The sequence below is a fragment of the Pseudomonas sp. Ga0074129 genome (assembly GCA_001465025.1).
Classification (GTDB): Bacteria; Pseudomonadota; Gammaproteobacteria; order Pseudomonadales; family Pseudomonadaceae; genus Aquipseudomonas.
Map to the genome: position 1 here is coordinate 41,944 of LNDO01000068.1, position 22,637 is coordinate 64,580.

Genomic DNA, 22,637 nt, shown 5'->3' on the forward strand with positions numbered 1-22,637 from the left:
GTTTGAAGGCGCGCGCTCATGCTTCAGGTCCGCATGAGCGGGTAGAGCTCCTTGAGCAATTTGCCGCGGCTAAACACCATTTGCCATCGATGCCCGCCTAGCTGTCGCCACAGGCGCGCCGAGCGAATGCCGGTGAGCAGCAGGGCGCGAATCTTCGCGGCATTGTTGGTTTGCTGCAGATGGCGCATATCACCTTGTACCTGAATCCGTTGGCGGAAGGTGCTAATGGTGTCCTGATACAGGCTGGCGCAATTGGCGATGACATTTTCATGCACCGGGCCAAAATGTTCGACCTGCTGCTGCACCTGGTCCAGTCGGCTGCCCATGACGTTGAGCATGTCGGGACGTTTATCCAGCTGTCGCTCCAGGGCCAGCAGCGCTAGGGCGTAACGCAAAGGGTCGCGTTGCAGGCTGGCCGGATCGCGTTCAAGAGCGCCCACCAGTGCGCGGTAGCCATCACGTAGATAAAGGTCGTCGCCGCCATAAACCTCCAGCGTGTCCTTGGGGTCGCGCACCAACAGGCTGTTGATCAGGCAGGCCACTGCAGGCTCACTGACTTGGCCGGTTCTGGCCAAATTGTCGACCAGTGCTGCGGACTCAAAGACAGCACCTAGGGCAATCAATTGTTCGCGAATTTGATTCATGCCCGGTGCTCCCGCTCGGTCCAAGGTTCGGCGGTTTCGATCACGCCGCCGCCCAAACAGATGTCCCCGTCGTAAAACACCACGGATTGACCCGGTGTGACCGCCCGTTGTGGCTCAGCAAAAACCGCGCTGTAGCCGGTGGTCGTTTTTTCCAGTGTGCAGGCTTGGTCTTGCTGGCGGTAACGCACTTTGGCAGTCAGCCGGCGAGGCGCGCTCAGATCAATCGGGTTAACCCAATAAATATCCGAGGCGAGCAGGGCGCGGCTAAACAACCACGGGTGTTCATTGCCTTGACCGACCACCAGGACGTTGCGGGACAGGTCTTTGTGCAGCACGTACCAAGGCTCATCACTGGCATCTTTCAGGCCGCCAATGCCCAAGCCCTGACGCTGGCCGATGGTGTGGTACATCAGGCCATGGTGACGACCGATAACCTCGCCTTCAGTGGTTTCAATGTTGCCGGGCTGGGCCGGCAGGTACTGCTTGAGAAAGTCGCTGAAGCGGCGCTCACCAATAAAGCAGATGCCCGTTGAATCTTTCTTTTTTGCTGTCGCCAGCTGGTACTTTTCAGCGATGGCGCGCACGGCTGGTTTTTCCAACTCGCCCACCGGGAACAGGGTTTTAGCAATCTGCTCACCGCCGACCGCATGCAGGAAGTAGCTCTGGTCCTTGTTAGGGTCGAGGCCCTTGAGCAGTTCGGTGCGCCCGTCGATATCACGACGGCGCACATAGTGGCCGGTGGCAATCAGGTCGGCACCGAGCATCAGCGCGTAATCGAGGAAGGCTTTGAACTTGATCTCGCGGTTGCACAGGATGTCCGGATTGGGCGTGCGCCCCGCCTTGTATTCGGCCAAAAAGTGCTCGAAGACGTTGTCCCAATACTCTGCAGCGAAGTTAGCCGTGTGCAGTTTGATGCCGATCTTGTCGCACACCGCTTGGGCATCGGCCAGATCATCCATGGCGGTGCAGTATTCAGTGCCGTCGTCTTCGTCCCAGTTCTTCATGAACAGGCCTTCGACTTGGTAGCCCTGTTCGAGCAGCAACAAGGCCGATACTGAGGAATCAACACCGCCGGACATGCCGACAATGACGCGCTGAGTGGTTGGATCTGGCATGGGGATATTTGCGTGCGATAAAAAAGAGGGGGCGATTCTAACAGGCTGCGCACTCGCGCCGTTAATCGCGAATCAGCGACAGGTCGAAGTGCTGCCCGCTGAGGTAATCGTCGATGCAGCGCAGCACCAGTTCACTGCGCCAGCGTTCGGGTTGGGCGGCCAGTTCATCTCGGCTCAGCCAGCGTGGGCCGATGATGCCGTCATCCAGCGGGTGATTGGGGCGTTGTTGCAGGGCTTTGCCGGCAAAGCAAATGCGCTGGTACGTGATGCCATTGCTGGGTGCGGTATACAGGTAAATACCGGTGACACCAGTCAGCTCGATATCCCAGCCGGTTTCCTCAAGCGTTTCACGTATGGCGGCCTGCAAGAGGCTTTCGTTGGCGTCCAAATGCCCGGCAGGCTGGTTAAACACTGCTCGACCTTCGGCTATTTCTTCGACCAACAGGAAACGGCCTTGGTCTTCGATAACCGTGGCCACGGTGATATGCGGTTGCCATTGCATGGGTATGCTGCCTGTTGTGAAAAAAGGCGATCATATCCTGATTCTCTCAGCCCTCAATGCACAAACCCCGGCGCGAAGGCCGGGGCTTGTGGTGTTGCCGCGCTGAGCGCGCGGGTGGTGCGCCTTAGTTCAAGGCGGCGAGCGCAGCGTTGAATGTCGCGCTTGGGCGCATGACCTGACTGGTCAATTGCGGGTTGGAGCGGTAGTAGCCTCCGATGTCTACGGGCTTGCCCTGCACAGCGCTGAGTTCGGCAATAATGGTCGCTTCATTCTCAGTGAGGGTTTTGGCCAGCGGCGCAAACTGTGCTTTCAGTTCAGCGTCATCGTTCTGCGCGGCCAGTTCCTGAGCCCAGTACAGCGCCAAGTAGAAGTGGCTGCCACGGTTGTCCAACTCGCCGGTCTTGCGTGAAGGCGACTTGTTGTTGTCCAGCAACTTACCCGTTGCCGCATCCAGGGTGGTGCCCAGGAGTTTGGCTTTTGGGTTGTTGGTCTTGATCCCGGTTTCTTCCAGAGAAACTGCCAAGGCGAGGAATTCGCCGAGCGAGTCCCAACGCAGGTGGTTTTCTTCGATCAACTGCTGCACATGCTTGGGCGCGGAGCCGCCAGCACCGGTTTCGTACATGCCGCCGCCGGCCATCAACGGCACAATGGATAGCATCTTGGCCGAGGTGCCGAGTTCCATGATCGGGAACAAGTCGGTTAGGTAGTCACGCAGCACGTTACCGGTCACCGAAATGGTGTCCTGGCCACGAATCAAGCGCTCCATGCTCACGCGGATGGCCTGGTTGTAGTCCATGACGCGAATGTCCAGGCCGGTCAGGTCGTGTTCCTGCAGGTAGGTTTCGACCTTTTTTTGCAGCTCACGGTCATGGGCGCGTTCTGGGTCGAGCCAGAAGATTGCCGGAGTGCCGGACTGGCGCGCGCGGGTAACGGCCAGTTTGACCCAGTCGCGAATCGGCGCATCTTTGGTCTGGCAGGCGCGCCAGATGTCACCCGCTTCAACGTTATGCTGCATCAGCACCGTGCCGTCGGCTGCGACGACACGCATGATGCCGCTTTCGGTCAATTCGAAAGTCTTGTCGTGAGAGCCATATTCTTCGGCCTTCTGCGCCATCAGGCCAACGTTCGGTACGCTGCCCATGGTGGTTGGGTTGAACGCGCCGTTGGTTTTGCAGAAATTGATCATCTCTTGGTAAATGCGCGCGTAGGTGCTTTCCGGCATCACCGCTTTGGTGTCTTTGAGTTTGCCGTCTTTACCCCACATCTGCCCGGAGCTGCGAATCATCGCGGGCATCGAGGCGTCGACGATTACGTCGCTAGGGATGTGCAGGTTAGTGACGCCCTTGACCGAGTCGACCATTGCCATTTCCGGGCGGTGGCTGTAGCAGGCATGGATGTCATCAAGAATTTCTTCCTGCTGCGAGGCCGGCAGGGATTTGATTTTGTCGTAGACGCTGCTGATGCCGTTGTTCGGGTTGACGCCCAGTTCTTTGAACAACTCACCGTATTTGTCGAAGACATCTTTGTAGTAAACGCTGACAGCGTGGCCGAAGACGATCGGGTGCGAGACCTTCATCATCGTCGCCTTGACATGCAGGGACCACATCACGCCAGTGTCCTTGCATTCCTGCAGGGTGCGCTCGAAGAACTCACGCAGCTTGCGGCAGCTCATAAACATGCTGTCGAAGACTTCGCCTTCCTGCAGGGCGAGTTGTTTCTTGACCTTGACTTGGCCGTCCTTACCGACGAATTCAATGCGCACGTCACCGGCCTTGGCCATGGTGATCGACTGCTCGCTGGAGAAGAAATCACCGCCGCGCATATAGTCGGCATGAGATTGCGAGGCCATGTTCCACTTGCCCATGGAGTGCGGATGCTTACGCACGAAAGCCTTCACGGCTGCAGGTGCGCGGCGGTCGGAGTTACCTTCACGTAGTACCGGATTTACCGCACTACCCAACACCTTGCTGTAGCGGGCGCTGATATCTTTTTCCGCATCTGTTTGCGGATCTTCAGGGAAGTTCGGGATGTTAAAGCCTTGGGCTTGCAACTCGGCGATTGCGCCTTTGAGTTGCGGCACCGAGGCGCTGATGTTCGGTAATTTAATGATGTTGGCGTCTGGCGAAGTGGCCAGTATGGCCAGCTTGGCGAGGTCATCGTCGACCTGCTTGTCGGCACCCAGTTGGTCAGCAAAGCTTGCAAGAATTCGCCCTGCAAGAGAGATGTCGCGCGTTTCGACGGCAATCTCGGCAGAGGCAGCGAAGGCTTCTACAATAGGTAGAAGCGAGTAGGTCGCAAGGGCCGGGGCTTCGTCGGTGAAGGTGTAGATGATCTTCGAGGGGGTGGACATTTAGAGTTAACTCTCTTCTTTGCTGAGCATGCATAGACACACGACATGCACGGGTAGGCGCTGAGGCTCGCGTTAATGAGCCAGAGGTCGAGGTCTTGCTGCGGTGATGTTGGATGCGCTAGTAGAGTGTTGAGCGTTTCGAGCCGTTGAGCCGCTGTAGCAGTTCCACGGTTTCAAGAGGCGGATAGCTTGGTTAGAAGATCCGCTCCTTATGACCTGTTAGTCATCCTGCGAGTATATCATTGCGACAGCGCGACGCAGAATGCCTTGGCACATAAGACCAATGAACATATGGTTTCGCCCGATTCAAGTGGGTTACTCTCGAGTGATCTGACTGTTTTAACCACAAGACGGAGTCCAGCATGGGATACCAAAAGATCCAGGTGCCTGCCACCGGTGACAAAATCACCGTAAATGCCGATACATCCCTGAACGTTCCGAACAACCCGATCATCCCGTACATCGAGGGTGATGGTATCGGTATTGATATCAGTCCGGTCATGATCAAAGTCGTCGATGCTGCTGTTGAAAAAGCCTACGGCGGCGCGCGCAAAATCTCCTGGATGGAAGTATACGCCGGAGAGAAAGCCACCCAAGTTTACGATCAGGACACGTGGTTACCTCAGGAAACGCTGGACGCTGTCAAAGATTACGTTGTTTCCATCAAAGGCCCGCTGACCACGCCGGTGGGCGGTGGCATTCGTTCCCTGAACGTGGCCCTGCGTCAGCAACTCGACCTGTACGTTTGCCTGCGCCCCGTGCGTTGGTTTGAAGGCGTGCCAAGCCCGGTGAAAAAGCCTGGCGATGTCGACATGACCATCTTCCGTGAGAACTCGGAAGACATTTATGCCGGTATCGAGTGGAAAGCGGGTTCGTCTGAAGCCAACAAGGTGATCAAATTCCTCAAAGAGGAAATGGGCGTCACCAAGATCCGTTTTGATCAGGATTGCGGTATTGGCGTTAAGCCGGTCTCCAAAGAAGGCACCAAGCGTCTGGCGCGCAAGGCGCTGCAGTACGTGGTTGATAACGACCGTGAGTCGCTGACCATCGTGCACAAAGGCAACATCATGAAGTTCACCGAAGGTGCCTTCAAAGAGTGGGCCTATGAAGTGGCCGCTGAAGAATTCGGTGCGACCCTGCTGGATGGCGGTCCTTGGATGCAGTTCAAGAACCCGAAAACCGGCAAGAACGTCATCGTTAAAGACGCCATCGCCGACGCCATGCTGCAGCAGATCCTGCTGCGTCCGGCCGAGTACGACGTGATCGCCACCCTGAACCTGAACGGCGACTACCTGTCTGACGCTCTGGCGGCTGAAGTGGGCGGTATCGGTATTGCGCCAGGTGCCAACCTGTCCGACACCATTGCCATGTTCGAAGCCACCCACGGTACTGCTCCGAAGTACGCCGGCAAAGACCAAGTGAACCCAGGTTCGCTGATTCTTTCGGCTGAAATGATGCTGCGCCATATGGGCTGGGTTGAGGCTGCTGACTTGATCATCAAAGGCACCAACGGCGCCATCGGTGCCAAGACCGTGACCTATGACTTCGAGCGCCTGATGGACGGCGCCAAGCTGCTGTCTTGCTCGGAATTCGGCGACGCCATGATTTCGCACATGTAAGCCAAACCGTTGCAGAAGAAGGCCGGTCATATGACCGGCCTTTTTTGTGGGCGATTAACGGCCACAAATGCTGCAAGTGCCTGCTACAAAGCGCTAATCGCGACGAGGCACCGACTCGTGGATCAGTTGAGCTGTGCGCCCTGGTCGATCCACGTACCGATCAGATCACGTTCTTCCTGGGTCATCTGGGTGATGTTGCCCAGCGGCATGATGTGCGAAGCAACGCTCTGCGCGTGGATCTTCGCAGCCTGTGCTTTGATCTGCTCCGGCGTGTCGAGGATAAAGCCGGCCGGTGGCGCGCTGAACAATGGGCTGCTTGGCGTGGCCGCATGACAGACGCTACAGCGTTCCTGAATCACGCTGTTTACCTTGGCAAACTCGACAACTGCTAGCGCTGGTGCGGTGGCTGCAGGTTCAGCGGGTGTGCTGGCGGGTTCAGCGGCCTTGGCAACATCCGGATGACCGCTCACGGCAGTGGCCGGAATCTTTGCGTAGGTAATGACGGCTGCTTTGGGCGCTTCGGTGCTGGCGGCCTTCATGCTCGGGCCTGTGACGAACGCCAGGCAGATCATGCCCAGCGCAGCAGCAGGCAAGGTCCAGACGTATTTGCTGCTGTCATGGCGGGTGTTGAAGTAATGGCGCACCAGTACTGCCAGCATCGCGATGCCCGCCAGGATCAGCCAGTTGTATTGGCTGCCGTAGGTGCTCGGGAAGTGGTTGCTGATCATGATGAACAGCACCGGCAGGGTGAAGTAGTTGTTGTGACGCGAACGCAACAGGCCTTTGGCTGGCAGGGTCGGGTCCGGCGTGGTGCCATCTTCGATGGCTTTAACCAATGCACGCTGCGCCGGCATGATGGTGAAGAACACGTTACCAACCATGATGGTGCCGATAATCGCGCCGACATGAATATAAGCGGCGCGGCCGCTGAAAATTTGGTTGAAGCCATACGCGGCGGCGATCAGCAGGACAAACAGCACGGCGCCCAGCAGGGCCGGGCGCTTGCCTAGGGGGGAATCGCAGAGGAAGTGATAGGCCACATAGCCCGCAAGCATCGAGCCGAAGCCAATGGCGATGCCCATGGCTGGTGCCAGTTCGACGCCGGGCTTGATCAGGTACAGGCTCGGGTTGAGGTAGTAGACCACCAGCATCAGGGCCACGCCCGACAGCCAGGTGGCGTAGGCCTCCCATTTGAACCAGTGCAGGTTCTCCGGCATTTTCGGCGGAGCCAGTTTGTATTTTTCCAGGTGGTAGATACCGCCACCGTGAATCGCCCAGAGGTCACCAGACAGGCCTTCGCGGGGATTGCTGCGGTTGAGGTTGTTTTCCAGCCAGACGAAATAGAAGGATGCGCCGATCCAGGCGATGCCGGTGATCATATGGATCCAGCGGATGCCCAGGTTCAGCCATTCAGTCAAATGCGCTTCCACAATCAGTACCTCTTTCCCAGTGTCGGCACGCCGATGCTGGGCTTCTCTTATTGGTGGGGGGCGAGGAGCAGCAGCTCGTCGTCGGTAAAGAAATGCTCATCGCAGTTGTTGCCAGAACCACTGCGATCAACCACCAGGAAGTCATCCCGCTTTTCGATCGTCAGCACCGGGTGGTGCCATACGCCGCGATGGTAATTAATGCCCTGCCTGCCGTTGCTGCGGAAGGCGCGGACCAACTCTGATTCAGGTGCATCGCCAAGTGGCGCGACCACAATCAGAAAGGGGTTGCCGAGCAGTGGGATAAACGCCTGACTGCCCTGCGGATGACGCTCCAGCATGCGAACGGTCAGCGGCATATCCAGGGCCTCGGCACTGAAGATGCTGATGATCGCCTTATCCTCTGGCTGTGCGGTCTCGACCGTGGCCAGTTTGTGATAACGGCGCGTGGAGCCGTTGTTGATCATGAAGAATTCGCTGCCTTCGGTTTCGATAACGTCACCAAAGGGGGCGAAGGCTTCTTTGCTCAGCGGCTCGATGATCAATGTGCGCATGGCTGGTCTTCTGTTCGTTCGTTTATGCCCCTCTCCCAATGGGAGAGGGGTTTATTGGCTTACTTGGCGACTTTGCCGAACAGGCGCAGGCGACTGATACCACCGTCTGGGAACACGTTCACCCGTACGTGGGTGATCGGGCCCAGCGCCTTGATCTGCACGCTGAACTCGTGCTCGGCGTGCATCTGCAGCTTCTGGCTTGGCAGCAGCTCGCGCCAGAACAGGCTCTGGGTTTCGATCTGGCTGTCGGTGCCGCCTTTAACGAATGCCCCTTGGATCGAGCAGCTGTCCGGGTAGTTGCCTTTGAAGTGCAGGGTGTCGACGACGATGCGCTCGATTTCACCCGGATGGCCGAGGGCGACAATCACCCAGTCGTTACCTGGTGTACGGCGGCGTGCGGTTTCCCAACCATCGCCCATGTTGATGCCACGGCCCGGGTTGAGGATGTTGCTCATGCGGCCGAAGTGTTCGTCCGAGCAGGCCAGGGCGCGACCGCCATTCAGTGCGGAAGCCAAGTCAACTTCTTCGTCGTCAGCGACGTTAGACCAGTCGCGGAACGGCACGCCGTAGACGCGCAGACGAGCGACGCCGCCGTCCGGATAGATGTTGAAGCGCAGGTGGGTGAAGGCCTGAACATTGGCGATTTCATGATAGTGGTGGCTGTTGCCTTGCAGTTCGACTGCGCCCAGCACTTCAGTCCACTCGGTGGCATCGGTGGGGTCGCCTTCAGCAACAAAGCAGCCTTCCAGGGACGCCGATGGTGGGAAGTTACCGGTGAAGAAGCTGGTGTCGATATCCACACCCTTGATCGAGCCCGGTACACCCAGGCGGATTACTGCGCTGTCGTAACCTTCGAAACGCTTACGACGCGACTCCCAGCCATCCATCCACTTGCCGTTGTCATCGAAAACGCCTTCCTTCCATACCGCTGGGGTCGGCTGGAACAGGCGGTTAACGTCGGCGAACCAGTCGTCGGTGACTGAGATGGCTTTGGTGCCCAAGCGTGCGTCGGCGAGGTTGACGTATTTCTCAAAGGGTACGGCGTAAGCTTTCATGAAATGTCTGCCTTAAATGATGGCGTTGGGGGAGAGCGGAGTGCTTGCGCCTTACAGCTGCTGCAAGCGGAACAGCGCGATCTTGTTGATCTCGGCCAGTGCGCGGGCGAATTCCTGCTCCGGGGAGTTATGAATCCGCTCCTCGAAGGCCGCCAGGATCTGATGCCGATTACTGCCTTTCACCGCCATGATGAAGGGGAAGCCGAACTTGGCTTTGTAGGCATTGTTCAGTTCGGTAAAGCGGGCGAACTCTTCTGCGGTGCATTCATGAATGCCCGCACCAGCCTGCTCCGACGTGCTTGATGCGGTCAACTCACCGCGTATGGCTGCCTTGCCGGCCAGGTCCGGGTGAGCATTGATCAGCGCCAGTTGTGCAGCGTGGCTGGCACTGAGCAACAGGTCGGCCATGCGCTGATGCAGGCCGTCGATGTTATTGATGCTCTCGTCCTGGCCCAGGTCAAAAGCCTTTTCGGCGACCCAGGGCGAGTGCTCGTAGATATCAGCGAAGACTTTGACGAAGTCTTCACGGCTTAGACGGGACGGGGTCAGGGTTTGAAAACGGCTCATTTAGAGCGCTCCTTGGATGGCTCTTGCAGCGGATGGGTCGCGTGCCAGTGTTTGGCGATGTCGACGCGGCGGGCGCACCAGACTTTTTCGTGGCTCTGCACGTATTCAAGGAAGCGCGCCAGTGACGCCAGCCGCGCCGGACGGCCGAGCAGGCGGCAATGCATGCCGATTGAGAGCATTTTCGGTGCGCCGGCCACGCCTTCGGCATACAGCACATCGAAGGCGTCTTTCAGGTATTCGAAGAAGTCATCGCCCTTGTTGAAGCCCTGCACCTGGGTGAAACGCATGTCGTTGGTGTCGAGTGTGTAAGGGATCACCAGGTGTGGTTTGTCCACGGTGCTGGCCGGGTCCCAGTAGGGCAGGTCGTCGTCGTAGGTGTCGCTGTCATACAGAAAGCCACCTTCTTCACGGACAAGACGGCGGGTGTTCGGGCCGAGGCGGCCGGTGTACCAGCCCACCGGGCGTTCGCCGGTCAGTGCGGTCAGGATGCGGATGGCTTCGAGCATATGCTCGCGCTCTTCGGCTTCGCTCATGTTCTGGTAGTCGATCCAGCGGTAACCGTGGCTGCAGATCTCGTGGCCTGCGGCGGCCATCGCTTTGATGGCATCTGGGTGACGCTGGGCGGCCATGGCCACGGCAAATATAGTCAGCGGGATGTTGTGTTTCTGGAATAGGTTGAGCAAACGCCAGACGCCGGCACGGCTGCCATACTCGTAAAGCGACTCCATGCACAGATTGCGCTGGCCTTGCAGCGGCTGTGCGGAAACCATCTCGGAGAGGAACGCCTCGGACTCCTTGTCGCCGTGCAGGATGTTGCGCTCGCCGCCTTCCTCGTAATTGAGAACAAACGACAGGGCGATGCGCGCATCATTCGGCCAGTGCGGATGAGGTGGGTTGTTGGCGTAACCGATCAGGTCGCGTGGGTAGTCAGCGCTCACTGTTGTCTTCCTTCTTGTTGTTTGTGGCTGTCGGGGCGGGCATGAATGTGCTGCGCAACTGTGATGGGTAATTGTATACAAAGTGAGTTGCTTCTTGTAAATGTAAAATTAACTTATTTCGCGAAATTTTGCCTTAATGCTGAATCTGTCCAGTGCGTCAGCTGTTGCTGTGCAAAAGCAGTGCTTGCAAGCAATTATGGCCGATTTGCTGCTCTTTTACGGTGCGCTGGGCAGTCGTTATGATCGATTTATTGTGTACATATTTATATTAAAGTGTCTTATTTTTTAATTTCAGCATGCTATGCTTCAGCTCAGTCGAGGCTGCTCAGCCTGATAAATCTGCTGAATTCAATAAAAGTAGAGGAGGTGCGGCGTCTGCGTTGGGGTTAACTGCGCAGGTGCCCATAAGCGATGGGACGATTGACCACGCACGTACTGGATGCCGCCCACGGTTGCCCAGGCAGCGAACTGAAGATTGAGTTGTATCGCGTTGATGGGGCTCAGCTTGAGCTGCTCAATTGTGTTGTCACCAACCACGACGGGCGTTGTGATGCGCCGGTTCTGCAAGGTGATGAATACCGCAGTGGCGTTTATCAGTTGCACTTCCATGCCGGCGATTACTACCGCGCCCGCGGCGTCGATTTGCCTGAGCAGGCCTTTCTCGATGTTGTAGTGCTGCGCTTCGGCATCGATGCCGAGCAGGAGCATTACCACGTGCCGTTGCTGATTTCCCCTTACAGCTACTCGACCTACCGCGGCAGCTGAACCGTTTCCTTGTCCCCCTCTGACTAAGTTTAAGAGTCCCTAGCCCCTGCATGCTGCGGGCTTTTTTTTGCCTGCGATTTGCCCAGGCGCTAGGTAGGAGCGGCGGGGACTCCTAGTTCATGCCCGTGCTATCGGGTCGCGGGCATGGCCCGCTCCTAGAGGTCGTGACGTGGATAAACCTTGGCAGGTTGTCGCTTTCAGCGGCTAAGCAGTGAGGCAGCCCCAGCGCCGCCAAACAATCCCGCGCTGATACGGTTAAACCAAACTTGGCCCTTGCCCGACCGCAAGTAGCTCGCTGCGCCCTGGGCGCTGAGGCCGTAGAACAGCTTGCAGGCCAGATCCAGTACAGCCCAGGTGGCGATCATCACCAGCAACTGGCTGAGCATCGAGCGCTCGGCACTGATGAACTGCGGCAGAAAGGCGGCAAAAAACAGAATGTCTTTGGGGTTGCTAGCACCCAGGCCGAAGGCCTTCCAGAACATGGCGCGAAAGCTCGGGTTGACTGGCTGCTCTTCGGCGGTCACTGGTTTGGCAGCTTTTCGCGATTCCTGCCAGCTTTGCCAGGCGAGGTAGAACAGATAGAACGCGCCCACAATCTTCAGCAAGCTGAACAGTTGTTCCGAGGCCATTAACAATGCACCAAGGCCAAGCGCCGAAGCGCTCAGCAGGCAGATCGAGGCTGACACACCGCCAATAAAAGCCGGTGCCGAGCGGCGCAGGCCATAGTTCAGGCTGTTGCTGACCATCAACAGTGATAATGGGCCGGGGATTAGAATCACCACCAGTGAAGCGCTTGCGAACAACAGCCAGGTTTCCAGACTCATGAGTGACTCTCCAAATGTGTCAACGCATCGATGTTTGTATCAGGACTTAATGACTCGCCAGCCCGCCTTATAGGTAGGCGAACTTGGCAATAAAAATGACGCACATAACGCACATAACGCACATAACGCACTCGCTAAGCGATAGCTTGTCGCGCTGACCGGTCAGCAGTGTCAGCGTTGCGCAGGTCAGCAAACCCAGGGTAATGACTCTGGTAACAGAGAAGGTCAGCGGCATCATGGCCTTAGTGACTATGGCTGGGTTGTTCTTGCTTAGCGCTTTCCAGAGAGGGGCTTTTCATCCTTTGGTTCTTGCAAGCCAGAGCCTGCCCTGCGCACTGCTCGATTCGTGGACTGGTTTTTTGTCTTACTGGTCGCCTAGCTGATCTTTAGGTCAAGAAATAGCGCCGAGGTATTTATTGTATACATTAAATTCTATTGCTGTTTACAGTTTGTGTTTGTGTGCTCTCGGATTTTCTGCCAATGCGACACGGTCCTGCGCCTGACGTGTACGGCGCATCCAGTTAGCCGGCCCGAGTAGAACTGCGGTGAGTTGTGGGGCTTTGCCAATAACCGCAGCGTCTTGGCTTTACTGGCGTGACCTAAGCGGGCGGCTGTTCGGTAAATTCACGAACAAGAAAACCCCGGTATCAAAAACTAATCTGCCGACTGCGCGTTGCTCATCCTTTATGTGCAAGCTTGAATCGTATGCAAATGCCCCTTGGCACGATGGTCATACTTCGCTGGCGGTTTACGCACTGATCACATTGTGTACAATGAAAATACTTTTATTTGTAACTTTTGACTGACTTGTTGCTTGCCTGAGGGTGGGTAGCACGCAGTAGAGTTGCATCAGCAACCGCCGAACCTTGATCACGCGAGCCACAATGAACGAACAATTGCAGCCCCTTAAGAAGCAGACGCGCGAAGGCAAGATCACCCGCAGCGGGACTCAGGACGATGTGGTTTACGCCCATATCTTCGACGCCATTCTCGAGCAGCGTCTGGCACCTGGCACCAAGCTCAGTGAAGAGGCGCTCGGTGAAATTTTCGGCGTCAGCCGCACCATTATTCGTCGCGCCTTATCGCGTTTGGCGCATGAAGGCGTCGTGCTGCTGAGGCCTAACCGTGGTGCAGTGGTCGCCAGTCCAGGGGCGGAAGAAGCACGGCAGATCTTTTACGTGCGTCGGATGATCGAGCGGGCGATTACCGAATTGGCCTGTAAGAACGCCAAGCCGGAACACATTGCTGCGCTGCGCCAGATGGTGATCGATGAGCGCGACTTTTTCGCTCGTGGTGATCGTGGCATGGGTATTCGCTTGTCCGGTGAGTTCCACCTGAAACTCGCCGAAGCCGCCGGCAACCTGACCCTGCTGGGCTTTCTGCGCAGCCTGATTTCGCAGACCTCGCTGATCATCGCCCTCTACGAAAGCAACAGCCGCAAGCATTGCTCGGATGCTGAGCATGACCAGGTGATCGACGCCATCGAAGCAGGCAATATGGACGTCGCTGTGGACCTGATGATGCGCCATATGGACAGCGTTGAAGCCAAGCTCAACCTGGATGGCGAAACGGCCTCCGATGACCTGCACGCGGTGTTCTCGCACCTGCTACCGGGCAGCAAGAAGAAAGCCGCGAGCCGCTAATTGGGGCAATCGGCCTGAACGAAAAATCCCGCTCAATGAGCGGGATTTTTGTTGGTTGGGGTTTTACCCACCTCAATCGCGGCGATGCACCGACTGGCCAGCAGCAAAAGTTTCCTTAATTGCGCGGTCATCACCCAGCATGATCAGGGCAAAGAGTTTTTCTTCCAGGGTTTTGGCCTGCTGCATGCGGTAGCTGATCAGCGGTGTGGCGTTGTAGTCGAGCACCACGAAATCGGCGTCTTTACCGCTTTCGAAGTTACCGAGCTTGTCGTCCAGATACAGCGCGTTTGCTCCACCGAGGGTGGCGAGGTACAGCGACTTGAAGGGATCTAGCTTTTTGCCCTGCAATTGCATGACCTTGTAGGCCTCGTTCAGCGACTGCAGTTGACTAAAGCTGGTGCCGGCGCCCACGTCTGTGCCTAGGCCGACGCGCACGCCGTGCTGTTCCAGTTTCTGCAAATCAAACAATCCGCTGCCAAGAAACAGGTTGGAGGTCGGGCAGAAGGCCACGGCCGAGCCGGTTTCGGCCAAGCGTTGGCACTCTTCGTCACACAGGTGCACACCGTGGGCGAACACCGCGCGTGGACCAATTAGCTTGTAGTGGTCGTACACATCCAGGTAACCCTTGCGCTCGGGGAAGAGCGCTTTAACCCATTCGATTTCCTTGCGGTTCTCGGACAGATGAGTGTGCATATACAGGTCTGGGTATTCGCCCAGCAGTTTGCCAGCCAGGGTCAGTTGTTCCGGGCTGCTGGTCGGGGCAAAGCGCGGAGTGACCGCGTAATGCAGGCGGCCTTTGCCGTGCCAGCGGTCGATCAGTTCCTTGCTGTCGGCATAGCCGGATTCGGCCGTGTCGGTCAGGTATTCCGGGGCGTTGCGGTCCATGAGCACCTTGCCGGCGATCATGCGCAGGTTAAGCCGCTCGGCAGCTTCGAAGAAAGCGTCCACCGATTGCTTGTGCACCGTGCCGAACACTAGGGCGGTAGTGGTGCCGTTGCGCAGCAATTCTTTAAGGAAGATACCGGCCACGTCACTCGCATGGGCCTTGTCGGCGAACTGCTGCTCGGTGGGGAAGGTGTAGGTGTTCAGCCAATCCAGCAGCTGTTCGCCATAAGAGGCGATCATCCCGGTTTGTGGGTAGTGGATGTGGGTGTCGATAAAGCCGGGGGTGATCAGCGCGTCGCGGTACTCGGTAATCTCCACGCCCTTGAGGCTGGGCAACAGCTCGGCGGCGTGGCCAACTTTGGCCACCTGGCCATTTTCGATGACCAGCACACCGTCTTCAAAGTACTCATAGGAGTGCTCCACGCCGACCACGGCAGGGTCGGCAATGCTGTGCATGATTGCGGCGCGGTAGGCTTTCACTGGGCTAGTCATGTAACGCTTATCTCAATCTACGGATTCGGTCGCTCAGGCGCGCGTGCGTCTGGGCAGATAGTCAGGCCTGGGTTCGGCGCGAGGCGGGCAGCAGCTTGGCAACGCTGGCCTGGCCCTTTTTTCGGTCTTGGCCAAAGGCGGCGTTGTAGGTGGCGATGACTTCAGCGGCGATGGACACAGCGATCTCCACCGGTAATTTGCCTTTCACCTCGGCCAAGCCCATCGGGCAACGCATGCGCGCGACCACAGCCGGGCCGAAGCCGCGATCACGCAGGCGGTGTTCGAACTTGGCGCGTTTGGTCTGCGAGCCGATCAGCCCGTAGTATGCGAAATCGTTGCGCTTGAGGATTGCTGCTGTCAGCTCCAGGTCGAGCTGATGGTTGTGAGTCATGACGATAAAGTAGCTGCCGGCGGGCATGCGCTCGACCTCATCGACCACCTCGTCTTCGACCACTTTGTCGACTCCGGAGGGGATCTGCTCGGGGAACTCGTTTTCCCGCGAGTCAATCCAGCGCACCTTACACGGTAGGCTAGCAAGCAGCGGCACTAGGGCGCGGCCAACGTGGCCGGCACCGAATACGGCGATCTGCGCCTGCGGTTGGCCCATCGGTTCAAACAGCAGCACGGTGGCACCGCCACAGCACTGGCCGAGGCTGGCACCCAGGCTGAAACGCTCCAGGCGGGTGTCCTGGCTGCGGCTTTGCAACATCTCGCGCGCCAGCTCCATCGCCTTGAATTCCAGATGGCCGCCACCGATGGTCTCGAAGATGCAGTCAGCGGTGACCACCATTTTCGAGCCAGCATTGCGCGGGGTTGAGCCGCGCTCTTCGATGATCGTCACCAGCACGCAGGGTTCTGCGCGTTGCTGCAAGTCGGCTAGGGCGCTGATCCAGCTCATTTGTCCGGCCTCCAGTTAGGTGGAAGTTGTGCGGGGTGCGGCAAGCCGCAGTTGTTCGGCGACGGTTTCAGTATCGCTAGCGGAATCGGTCGCGGTGTTGGCGCTTTCGTTTCGGTGTGTTTAGTCATGGTTAAGCACCTTCGGCTCAGGTCGTAGCCCGGATGTAATCCGGGAGAGGGCTTCCCCGGATTGCATCCGGGCTACGTTTCAGGCCGGTTCGGCCCCCACAGTCGCGGCCTTGGTCGGTTGTTGGAGTTTCTTCATCTGTTCCACACCCCAGAGCACGCGCTCAGGCGTTGCCGGAGCATCTATGTTTGGTTGTACGCGGTAATCAGCCAGGCTGGCCACGGCGTCCTTGATCGCGCACCACACGGCGATGCCGAGCATAAATGGCGGCTCACCGACCGCCTTGGAGTGGAACACGGTGTCTTCCGGATTCTTGCGGTTTTCCACCAGTTTAACGCGCAGGTCCAGCGGCATATCGGCGATTGCGGGGATCTTGTAACTGGCCGGGCCGTTGGTCATTAGCTTGCCCTTACCGTTCCACACCAGCTCTTCCATGGTCAGCCAACCCATGCCCTGAACGAATGCACCTTCGACCTGGCCGATGTCCAGCGCCGGGTTCAGGGAGGCACCGACGTCATGCAGGATGTCGGTGCGTAGCATCTTGTACTCACCGGTCAGGGTGTCGACGATCACTTCCGAGCACGCTGCGCCGTAGGCGAAGTAGTAGAAGGGACGACCGGCGGCTTTGTCGCGGTTATAGAAGATCTTTGGCGTTCGGTAAAAACCGGTGGAAGAGAGCGACACCTGGCCGAAGTAGGCCTTCTGTATCACGTCCTCGAAGCTCAGGAATAGGTCGCGTACGCGCACCTGGCCGTTGCGGAATTCGACATCTTCGTCAGTGACCTTGTATTCGCGCACTAGGAAATCGACCAGACGCTGCTTGAGGGTTTCCGCCGCGTTTTTGGCGGCCATGCCATTTAAGTCGGTGCCGCTGGAGGCCGCTGTGGGTGAGGTGTTCGGCACCTTGTCGGTGTTGGTGGCGGTGATTTGGATGCGTGAGATATCCACCTGCAGCACTTCTGCAACAATCTGCGCGACCTTGGTGTTCAAACCTTGGCCCATTTCAGCGCCACCGTGGTTCAGGTGGATCGAACCGTCGGTGTAGATATGGATCAACGCGCCAGCCTGATTGAGGAAGGAAGCGGTAAAACTGATGCCGAATTTCACCGGGGTCAGCGCCAGGCCTTTCTTCAATACCGGGCTTTTCTTGTTGAATTCAATGATTTCACGGCGGCGCTTGGCGTAGTCACTGCTGGCTTCCAGCTCGGCGGTCATCTCGTGAATAACGTTGTGCTCCACAGTCTGGTGGTAGTGGGTGACGTTGCGCTCGGTTTTGCCGTAGTAGTTGAGCTTGCGAACTTCCAGCGGATCTTTGCCTAGGCTACGGGCGATCGCATCCATGATCTCTTCGATGGCGACCATGCCTTGCGGGCCGCCGAAGCCACGGTAGGCGGTGTTCGAGGCGATGTTGGTCTTGCAACGGTGACCATTGATGGTGGCGTTGCCTAGGAAGTAGGCGTTGTCGGCGTGGAACATCGCGCGGTCAACAATGGAACCGGACAGATCGGGCGAGTAGCCGCAGTTGCCGGCCAGTTCGATTTCGATACCGTGCAGCAGGCCGTCGTCGTCGAAGCCGACGTCGTATTCAACGTAGAACGGATGGCGCTTGCCGGTGATCTGCATGTCTTCAACGCGCGGCAGGCGCATTTTGGTCGGCCGGCCGGTGAGGTGGGCGATGACCGCGCATAGGCATGCCGGGCCTGCGGCCTGGGTTTCCTTGCCGCCGAAACCACCGCCCATACGGCGCATATCGATAACGATTTTGTGCATCGGTACGCCCAGCACTTCGGCCACCAGCTTCTGCACCTCAGTGGCGTTCTGCGTCGAGGTGTAAACGAGCATGCCACCGTCTTCAGTCGGCATTACCGATGAAATCTGGGTTTCCAGATAGAAGTGCTCCTGGCCGCCGATATGCAGGCTGCCTTGCAGACGGCGCGGTGCAGTGGCCAGTTCGGCGGCGGAGTCACCGATCTTGTGCTGATGGCTGTCGAGCACGAAGTGCTTCTTGCGCAGCGCATCGACCACATCTAGCACCGGCTCAAGGTCTTCGTATTCGATGATCGCGGCCATGGCCGCTTTGCGTGCGGTTTCCAGGCTGTCGGCACCAACGGCGATGACCACTTGGCCCACGTACTCGACCTTGCCGTCTGCCAGCAGCGGGTCACCGGCGACTACCGGGCCGATATCCAGTTGGCCGGGCACGTCATCCTTGGTGATGGCGATCTCCACGCCTGGGAACTGGTAGCAGGGACTGGTATCGATGCTGACGATGCGCGCGTGGGCGCGGTCGCTCATGCGGGCATAAACGTGCAGCTGATTGGGGAATTCCAAGCGGTCATCGACGTAGATCGCCTCGCCGGAGACGTGCTTATCCGCGCTTTCATGTTTGACGCTCTTGCCGACGCCAGTGGTGATGCCCGCACGGAATAACTCGGCCAGTTCGGCTTGGGTTTTGCTGGCTTTATGATGACTAGACATAGGCGCTCACCCGGGTTTCAACGTCGGCAGATTGCAGCTCGATGAAGCATTTACGCAGCAGATTCTGTGCGACAAGCAGGCGATATTCCTTGCTGGCACGGAAGTCGCTAAGCGGAGTGAAGTCCTCGGCCAGGGCGGCGCAGGCAAGTTCGATCTGCGCTTGGTTGAGCACGGCGCCTTTGAGCACGGCTTCACAGGCTGCGGCGCGTTTGGGGATGGCCGCCATGCCACCAAAGGCGATGCGCGCGCTTTGCACCACGCCATCTTCGACGACTAGATTGAAGGCGGCGCACACGGCGGAAATGTCATCGTCCAGACGCTTGGACACCTTGTAGGCGCGGAACAACTGGCTGGCCTGATGGCGCGGCACGATGATTTTCTCGATAAATTCGGCTTCTTGGCGCGCAGTCACCTTGTAGTCGAGGAAGTAGTCTTCGATCGGCAGGGTGCGGCTGCTGTTGCCTTTGCGCAGCACGATTTGCGCACCGAGGGCGATCAGCAGCGGCGGGGCGTCGCCAATCGGCGAGGCGTTGCCGATATTGCCGCCCAGGGTGCCCTGATTGCGAATTTGCAGCGAGGCAAAACGGTGCAGCAACTCGCCAAAATCTTCGTACTCCTTGGCCAGTGCGGCATAGCAGTCGGACAGCGGGGTGGCTGCGCCGATTTCGATGCTGTGTTCAGTCACCTCAACGCGCTTCATCGCTTCGATATGGCCAACGTAGATCATCACCGGCAGCTCGCGGTGGAACTGGGTGACTTCCAGGGCCAGGTCGGTGCCGCCAGCCAGCAGGCGTGCTTCGGGATTGGCCACGTAGAGATCGGCCAGATCAGCGACCGTTAACGGCAACAGGCAGCGTTTGTCGCCACTATTGAGTTCGGCGGTGTCTTGCGGGGCGATGGCTTTAAGTTGCGCGACGGTTTGCGGCTCAAAGGTATCGAACTGGTCTGGTTGCTTTTGGCAACAGGCCTGCTCGGCTGCGTCGATAATCGGGCGGTAACCGGTGCAGCGGCAGAGGTTGCCGGCCAGCGCTTCTAGGGTGTCGGCCTTGTCGAAACCCTCGGAGTTTTTCTGCAAAGCGAAAAGCGACATGACAAAGCCAGGGGTGCAGAAGCCGCATTGCGAGCCGTGGCAGTCGACCATGGCCTGCTGAACGCTGTGCAGTTGGCCCTGGTGCTTGAGGTCTTCAACCGTGATCAGCTGTTTGCCGTGTAACGAAGCAACGAAAGTCAGGCAGGAATTGAGGGTACGGTAGCGCACGCGCTCCCCAATCAGCTCACCGACTACAACGGTACAGGCCCCACAGTCGCCAGAGGCGCAGCCTTCCTTGGTTCCAGATTTACCGAGATGCTCGCGCAGGTAATTGAGCACGGTGATGTTTGGGTCGAGGGCATGCTCAGTACGCAGTTCCCGGTTTAGTAAAAACTGGATCAAGGACGACCTCCGGGGTGGCGATTGTTTTTATGAGCACACAATAAGGTTGCGATTGCATCGATGGACGCGGCCCTGAGGTCGGTACGGGGCAAATCTAGATTTAACTGACTTTTGGGTCAATTAATATTTGACTTAAAGGTCAGTTAAATCGGCTCAGCCGCCTTTTTAGAGGCTGGTATGCGCTTTTTAGAAGCTGTTTTCGTGCCAGTGATATGAATGAGCTTTAACGGACAGCATAAAAAAACGCCAAGGATTGCAGCCCTTGGCGTTGTTGATTGCGTGATAAAGCGAGGGGGATCAGGCGAGTTGTGAATCCGTCAGCTGGTGCTCTTCACCGGCGTAGTAGGCGCGTACCCGTGGGTCCATCACTGCGCGCCACAGCGGCGGGAACAGCGCCAGAACAATCATCCCGGCATAGCCGTTGGGTAATTGCGGGCTGTCGTCGAAATGGCGCAGCACTTGGTAGCGACGCTTGGCATAAGCGTGGTGGTCGGAATGGCGCTGCAAATGAAACAGAAACAGGTTGGTCAGCAGGAAATTACTGTTCCAAGAGTGCGTCGGATTGGTGCGTTCATACCGACCGTTCTCCAGCTTGCGCCGATGCAGACCGTAATGCTCTACGTAGTTGACGATTTCCAGCAGGGTAAAGGCCACGACTGACTGCGCCAGGAAGAACACGGCACCCAACCAGCCAAAGGCCAGGGTGAAGCCCAAAAGAAACAGCGCGCTGATCGAATACCAACCAATCAATTCATTGCGCCAATGCAGGGCTGGCAGGTTCTTGCGCTTCAGTCGTTCTGCTTCGAGCTTCCAGGCATTCATAAAATTGTGTTTGTAGGCGTGCGGCAAGAAGGCGTAAAGGCTTTGGCCATAGCGCGAAGAGCTGGCATCCTCGGGCGTGGAAACATGCACATGATGGCCGCGTACGTGCTCAATCTTGAAGCCGCCATAGCACACGGCCGCCAACAGCAGGCCGCCGGCATTTTGTTCCAAGGCAGGGTCTTTATGGATCAGTTCATGGGCCACGGTGATACCGATAGCCCCAGTCACCGTGCCTACTGACAACACCCAGCCCAACTGACCCACCCAGCTCCAGGCCTCATGACTGACAAACACCCAGCCGGCCCAACCCAGCATGCCGAGTAACGCCGGCACAGTGGCCAGGCTCAGAACACGGTAGTAACGCTGCTGTTCAAGTTGTGGCACCTGCACGGCTTCATCCGGGTTGGCCGGGTCGCGGCCCACAATAAAATCCAAAACCGGAATGACGCCAAACACCACGATCATCACAAACCATGGCCAAACATTGGCGTACGCGCTGTCAATTGACATGAAGTAGCTGAGTGGAATCCCCAAAACCGGGATTAACCAGAGCCAGTAGCCAACGCTCTTTATGGCGAGCATCCAGTTGGAGGGCAGTCGTTCAAACATAGTGGCTCCGTATTTTTTGTTGTTGGAGTATGTGTTGGTAGGATTGTAGGACAATCAGTTGGCGGGGCCATCCCTTTGATGCCCACCTTTTGGATTGAAAGCCAGCCACCACCAACCTTGGCCCGGTAACACCCTGTGTTACACTCGCGCCCTGCGATGCAGCGCTCCGACATGTTCGGGGTGCCCCCTTGTTTGCCCCAAAATAGGTCATATAGAGCCTAAGGATCACCATGACGTTCAAGGCACCGGACAGCCTCGCCGAGCAGATCGCTCATCACCTTGCAGAGCGCATCATCCGTGGTGAGTTGAAAGCCCGCGAGCGCATTCAAGAGCAGAAGGTTACTCAAGCCCTTAACGTCAGCCGTGGTTCGGTGCGCGAGGCGCTGTTGATCCTTGAGCGCCGCCATCTGATCGTGATTCCGCCGCGCCGTGGCGCTCAAGTGGCCGAACTGACGCCGCATAACGTCAAAAGCCTTTATGCCTTGGTGATGGAGCTTTACATCCTGCTCGGCAAAGCGGTGGCAGACAGCTGGCAGGTAGAGGCCGATCTGGCCCCTTTTCTACAGATTCAGCAGCGTCTGCAAGATAGCTTGCAGCGAGAGGATATCGACGGATTTGTAGAAAGCAGCTTTGACATCATGCGTGCGGCTTTTCCGTTCTGCGATAACCCGTATTTGCAAGAAACCGTCGAAAACCTGCTGCCCGCCATCAGTCGCACCTATCACCTGGCGCTGGAACGCCGCAAAAGCGAGATGGCTCAGTTTCTGAATACTTTTGCCGCACTACTGCAGGCCATTATCGACCGTGATCATCAGGCTATTCGCCACGTGTTGCTGGGCTATGGCGAGCACAACTGTCAGCTGGTGCTGGCCGCACTGGCCGATGCCTAAGG

19 protein-coding genes and 1 pseudogene are annotated in these 22,637 nt (G+C 57.6%); 4 read left to right on the top strand and 16 right to left on the bottom strand.

The annotated features are described in order from the left end of the window. Window positions 1-23: 23 nt before the first annotated feature. The 4 genes from hflD to AUK77_RS07745 form a co-directional block, all read right to left on the bottom strand. Window positions 24-644 carry a high frequency lysogenization protein HflD gene (hflD, locus tag AUK77_RS07730; protein ID WP_296127863.1) on the bottom strand — a complete coding sequence of 207 codons (621 nt, stop codon included), beginning with the start codon at window positions 642-644 and terminating at the stop codon, window positions 24-26. Further along, window positions 641-1,759 carry a tRNA 2-thiouridine(34) synthase MnmA gene (gene mnmA, locus AUK77_RS07735; RefSeq protein WP_296127867.1) on the bottom strand — a complete coding sequence of 373 codons (1,119 nt, stop codon included), beginning with the start codon at window positions 1,757-1,759 and terminating at the stop codon, window positions 641-643. The genes hflD and mnmA overlap by 4 nt, the downstream gene beginning before the upstream one ends. A 61-nt stretch (window positions 1,760-1,820) precedes the next feature. Further along, window positions 1,821-2,261 (bottom strand): NUDIX hydrolase, encoded by a 441-nt coding sequence (locus AUK77_RS07740; protein WP_296127871.1) that lies wholly within the window; start codon window positions 2,259-2,261, stop codon window positions 1,821-1,823. 124 nt (window positions 2,262-2,385) lie between these two features. Continuing rightward, window positions 2,386-4,611 carry an NADP-dependent isocitrate dehydrogenase gene (locus tag AUK77_RS07745; protein ID WP_296127872.1) on the bottom strand — a complete coding sequence of 742 codons (2,226 nt, stop codon included), beginning with the start codon at window positions 4,609-4,611 and terminating at the stop codon, window positions 2,386-2,388. A 362-nt stretch (window positions 4,612-4,973) separates the two neighbouring features. On the opposite strand from AUK77_RS07745, the gene icd reads away from it, so the two are divergent. Next, entirely contained in the window at window positions 4,974-6,230 is a 1,257-nt protein-coding gene (gene icd / locus AUK77_RS07750) for an NADP-dependent isocitrate dehydrogenase (protein WP_296127874.1), read from the top strand. 122 nt (window positions 6,231-6,352) lie between these two features. Here the strand turns inward: icd and AUK77_RS07755 are convergent, their stop codons facing one another. From AUK77_RS07755 to puuE, 5 genes are read right to left on the bottom strand one after another with little or no spacing between them, the layout of a single operon-like run. Next, entirely contained in the window at window positions 6,353-7,660 is a 1,308-nt protein-coding gene (locus tag AUK77_RS07755; protein WP_296127876.1) for a urate hydroxylase PuuD, read from the bottom strand. 47 nt (window positions 7,661-7,707) lie between these two features. Continuing rightward, window positions 7,708-8,211 (bottom strand): ureidoglycolate lyase, encoded by a 504-nt coding sequence (locus AUK77_RS07760; RefSeq protein WP_296127878.1) that lies wholly within the window; start codon window positions 8,209-8,211, stop codon window positions 7,708-7,710. 59 nt (window positions 8,212-8,270) lie between these two features. Next, window positions 8,271-9,266, bottom strand: a complete 996-nt coding sequence (alc, locus tag AUK77_RS07765; RefSeq protein ID WP_296127881.1) for an allantoicase — start codon at window positions 9,264-9,266, stop codon at window positions 8,271-8,273. A 51-nt stretch (window positions 9,267-9,317) separates the two neighbouring features. Continuing rightward, window positions 9,318-9,833 carry a 2-oxo-4-hydroxy-4-carboxy-5-ureidoimidazoline decarboxylase gene (gene uraD, locus AUK77_RS07770; protein WP_296127883.1) on the bottom strand — a complete coding sequence of 172 codons (516 nt, stop codon included), beginning with the start codon at window positions 9,831-9,833 and terminating at the stop codon, window positions 9,318-9,320. Further along, window positions 9,830-10,771, bottom strand: coding sequence for an allantoinase PuuE (puuE, locus tag AUK77_RS07775; protein WP_296127886.1), 942 nt, complete (start codon window positions 10,769-10,771; stop codon window positions 9,830-9,832). The genes uraD and puuE overlap by 4 nt, the downstream gene beginning before the upstream one ends. 411 nt (window positions 10,772-11,182) lie before the next feature. On the opposite strand from puuE, the gene uraH reads away from it, so the two are divergent. Further along, window positions 11,183-11,536, top strand: coding sequence for a hydroxyisourate hydrolase (uraH, locus tag AUK77_RS07780; RefSeq protein WP_296127890.1), 354 nt, complete (start codon window positions 11,183-11,185; stop codon window positions 11,534-11,536). 197 nt (window positions 11,537-11,733) lie between these two features. On the opposite strand, the gene AUK77_RS07785 is transcribed toward uraH, so the two are convergent. Continuing rightward, window positions 11,734-12,360: a LysE family translocator gene (locus tag AUK77_RS07785; RefSeq protein WP_296127893.1), complete on the bottom strand. Its 627-nt coding sequence runs from the start codon at window positions 12,358-12,360 to the stop codon at window positions 11,734-11,736. 67 nt (window positions 12,361-12,427) lie between these two features. After that, window positions 12,428-12,619 (bottom strand): annotated as a pseudogene (locus AUK77_RS07790) (NCS2 family permease); the annotation flags it as partial. A gap of 625 nt (window positions 12,620-13,244) precedes the next feature. Between AUK77_RS07790 and AUK77_RS07795 the strand changes: the two are divergent. Further along, window positions 13,245-14,003 (top strand): GntR family transcriptional regulator, encoded by a 759-nt coding sequence (locus tag AUK77_RS07795; RefSeq protein WP_296127896.1) that lies wholly within the window; start codon window positions 13,245-13,247, stop codon window positions 14,001-14,003. A gap of 72 nt (window positions 14,004-14,075) precedes the next feature. Here the strand turns inward: AUK77_RS07795 and guaD are convergent, their stop codons facing one another. From guaD to AUK77_RS07820, 5 genes are all read right to left on the bottom strand, one after another. Continuing rightward, window positions 14,076-15,380 (bottom strand): guanine deaminase, encoded by a 1,305-nt coding sequence (guaD, locus tag AUK77_RS07800; RefSeq protein WP_296127902.1) that lies wholly within the window; start codon window positions 15,378-15,380, stop codon window positions 14,076-14,078. A 61-nt stretch (window positions 15,381-15,441) separates the two neighbouring features. Further along, window positions 15,442-16,278, bottom strand: a complete 837-nt coding sequence (gene xdhC / locus AUK77_RS07805; RefSeq protein ID WP_296127905.1) for a xanthine dehydrogenase accessory protein XdhC — start codon at window positions 16,276-16,278, stop codon at window positions 15,442-15,444. Between the two features lie 207 nt (window positions 16,279-16,485). Continuing rightward, entirely contained in the window at window positions 16,486-18,882 is a 2,397-nt protein-coding gene (gene xdhB, locus AUK77_RS07810; protein WP_296127908.1) for a xanthine dehydrogenase molybdopterin binding subunit, read from the bottom strand. Then, window positions 18,875-20,314: a xanthine dehydrogenase small subunit gene (xdhA, locus tag AUK77_RS07815; protein ID WP_296127910.1), complete on the bottom strand. Its 1,440-nt coding sequence runs from the start codon at window positions 20,312-20,314 to the stop codon at window positions 18,875-18,877. Before xdhA ends, xdhB begins: the two co-directional genes overlap by 8 nt. 297 nt (window positions 20,315-20,611) lie before the next feature. After that, a complete protein-coding gene (locus AUK77_RS07820) occupies window positions 20,612-21,745 on the bottom strand; it encodes an alkane 1-monooxygenase (RefSeq protein ID WP_296127913.1) in 1,134 nt (377 codons plus the stop codon). Between the two features lie 230 nt (window positions 21,746-21,975). On the opposite strand from AUK77_RS07820, the gene AUK77_RS07825 reads away from it, so the two are divergent. Next, complete coding sequence (locus AUK77_RS07825) at window positions 21,976-22,635, top strand: GntR family transcriptional regulator (protein ID WP_296127916.1); 660 nt, start codon at window positions 21,976-21,978, stop codon at window positions 22,633-22,635. The last annotated feature ends 2 nt before the right edge of the window (window positions 22,636-22,637 follow it).

Excerpts from the sequence above, each read along its gene's own strand:
- hflD (WP_296127863.1), bottom strand. The coding sequence starts at position 644 with ATGAATCAAATTCGCGAACAATTGATTGCCCTAGGTGCTGTCTTTGAG.
- mnmA (WP_296127867.1), bottom strand. The coding sequence starts at position 1,759 with ATGCCAGATCCAACCACTCAGCGCGTCATTGTCGGCATGTCCGGCGGT.
- AUK77_RS07740 (WP_296127871.1), bottom strand. The coding sequence starts at position 2,261 with ATGCAATGGCAACCGCATATCACCGTGGCCACGGTTATCGAAGACCAA.
- AUK77_RS07745 (WP_296127872.1), bottom strand. The coding sequence starts at position 4,611 with ATGTCCACCCCCTCGAAGATCATCTACACCTTCACCGACGAAGCCCCG.
- icd (WP_296127874.1), top strand. The coding sequence starts at position 4,974 with ATGGGATACCAAAAGATCCAGGTGCCTGCCACCGGTGACAAAATCACC.
- AUK77_RS07760 (WP_296127878.1), bottom strand. The coding sequence starts at position 8,211 with ATGCGCACATTGATCATCGAGCCGCTGAGCAAAGAAGCCTTCGCCCCC.
- alc (WP_296127881.1), bottom strand. The coding sequence starts at position 9,266 with ATGAAAGCTTACGCCGTACCCTTTGAGAAATACGTCAACCTCGCCGAC.
- uraD (WP_296127883.1), bottom strand. The coding sequence starts at position 9,833 with ATGAGCCGTTTTCAAACCCTGACCCCGTCCCGTCTAAGCCGTGAAGAC.
- uraH (WP_296127890.1), top strand. The coding sequence starts at position 11,183 with ATGGGACGATTGACCACGCACGTACTGGATGCCGCCCACGGTTGCCCA.
- AUK77_RS07785 (WP_296127893.1), bottom strand. The coding sequence starts at position 12,360 with ATGAGTCTGGAAACCTGGCTGTTGTTCGCAAGCGCTTCACTGGTGGTG.
- AUK77_RS07795 (WP_296127896.1), top strand. The coding sequence starts at position 13,245 with ATGAACGAACAATTGCAGCCCCTTAAGAAGCAGACGCGCGAAGGCAAG.
- guaD (WP_296127902.1), bottom strand. The coding sequence starts at position 15,380 with ATGACTAGCCCAGTGAAAGCCTACCGCGCCGCAATCATGCACAGCATT.
- xdhC (WP_296127905.1), bottom strand. The coding sequence starts at position 16,278 with ATGAGCTGGATCAGCGCCCTAGCCGACTTGCAGCAACGCGCAGAACCC.
- xdhB (WP_296127908.1), bottom strand. The coding sequence starts at position 18,882 with ATGTCTAGTCATCATAAAGCCAGCAAAACCCAAGCCGAACTGGCCGAG.
- AUK77_RS07820 (WP_296127913.1), bottom strand. The coding sequence starts at position 21,745 with ATGTTTGAACGACTGCCCTCCAACTGGATGCTCGCCATAAAGAGCGTT.
- AUK77_RS07825 (WP_296127916.1), top strand. The coding sequence starts at position 21,976 with ATGACGTTCAAGGCACCGGACAGCCTCGCCGAGCAGATCGCTCATCAC.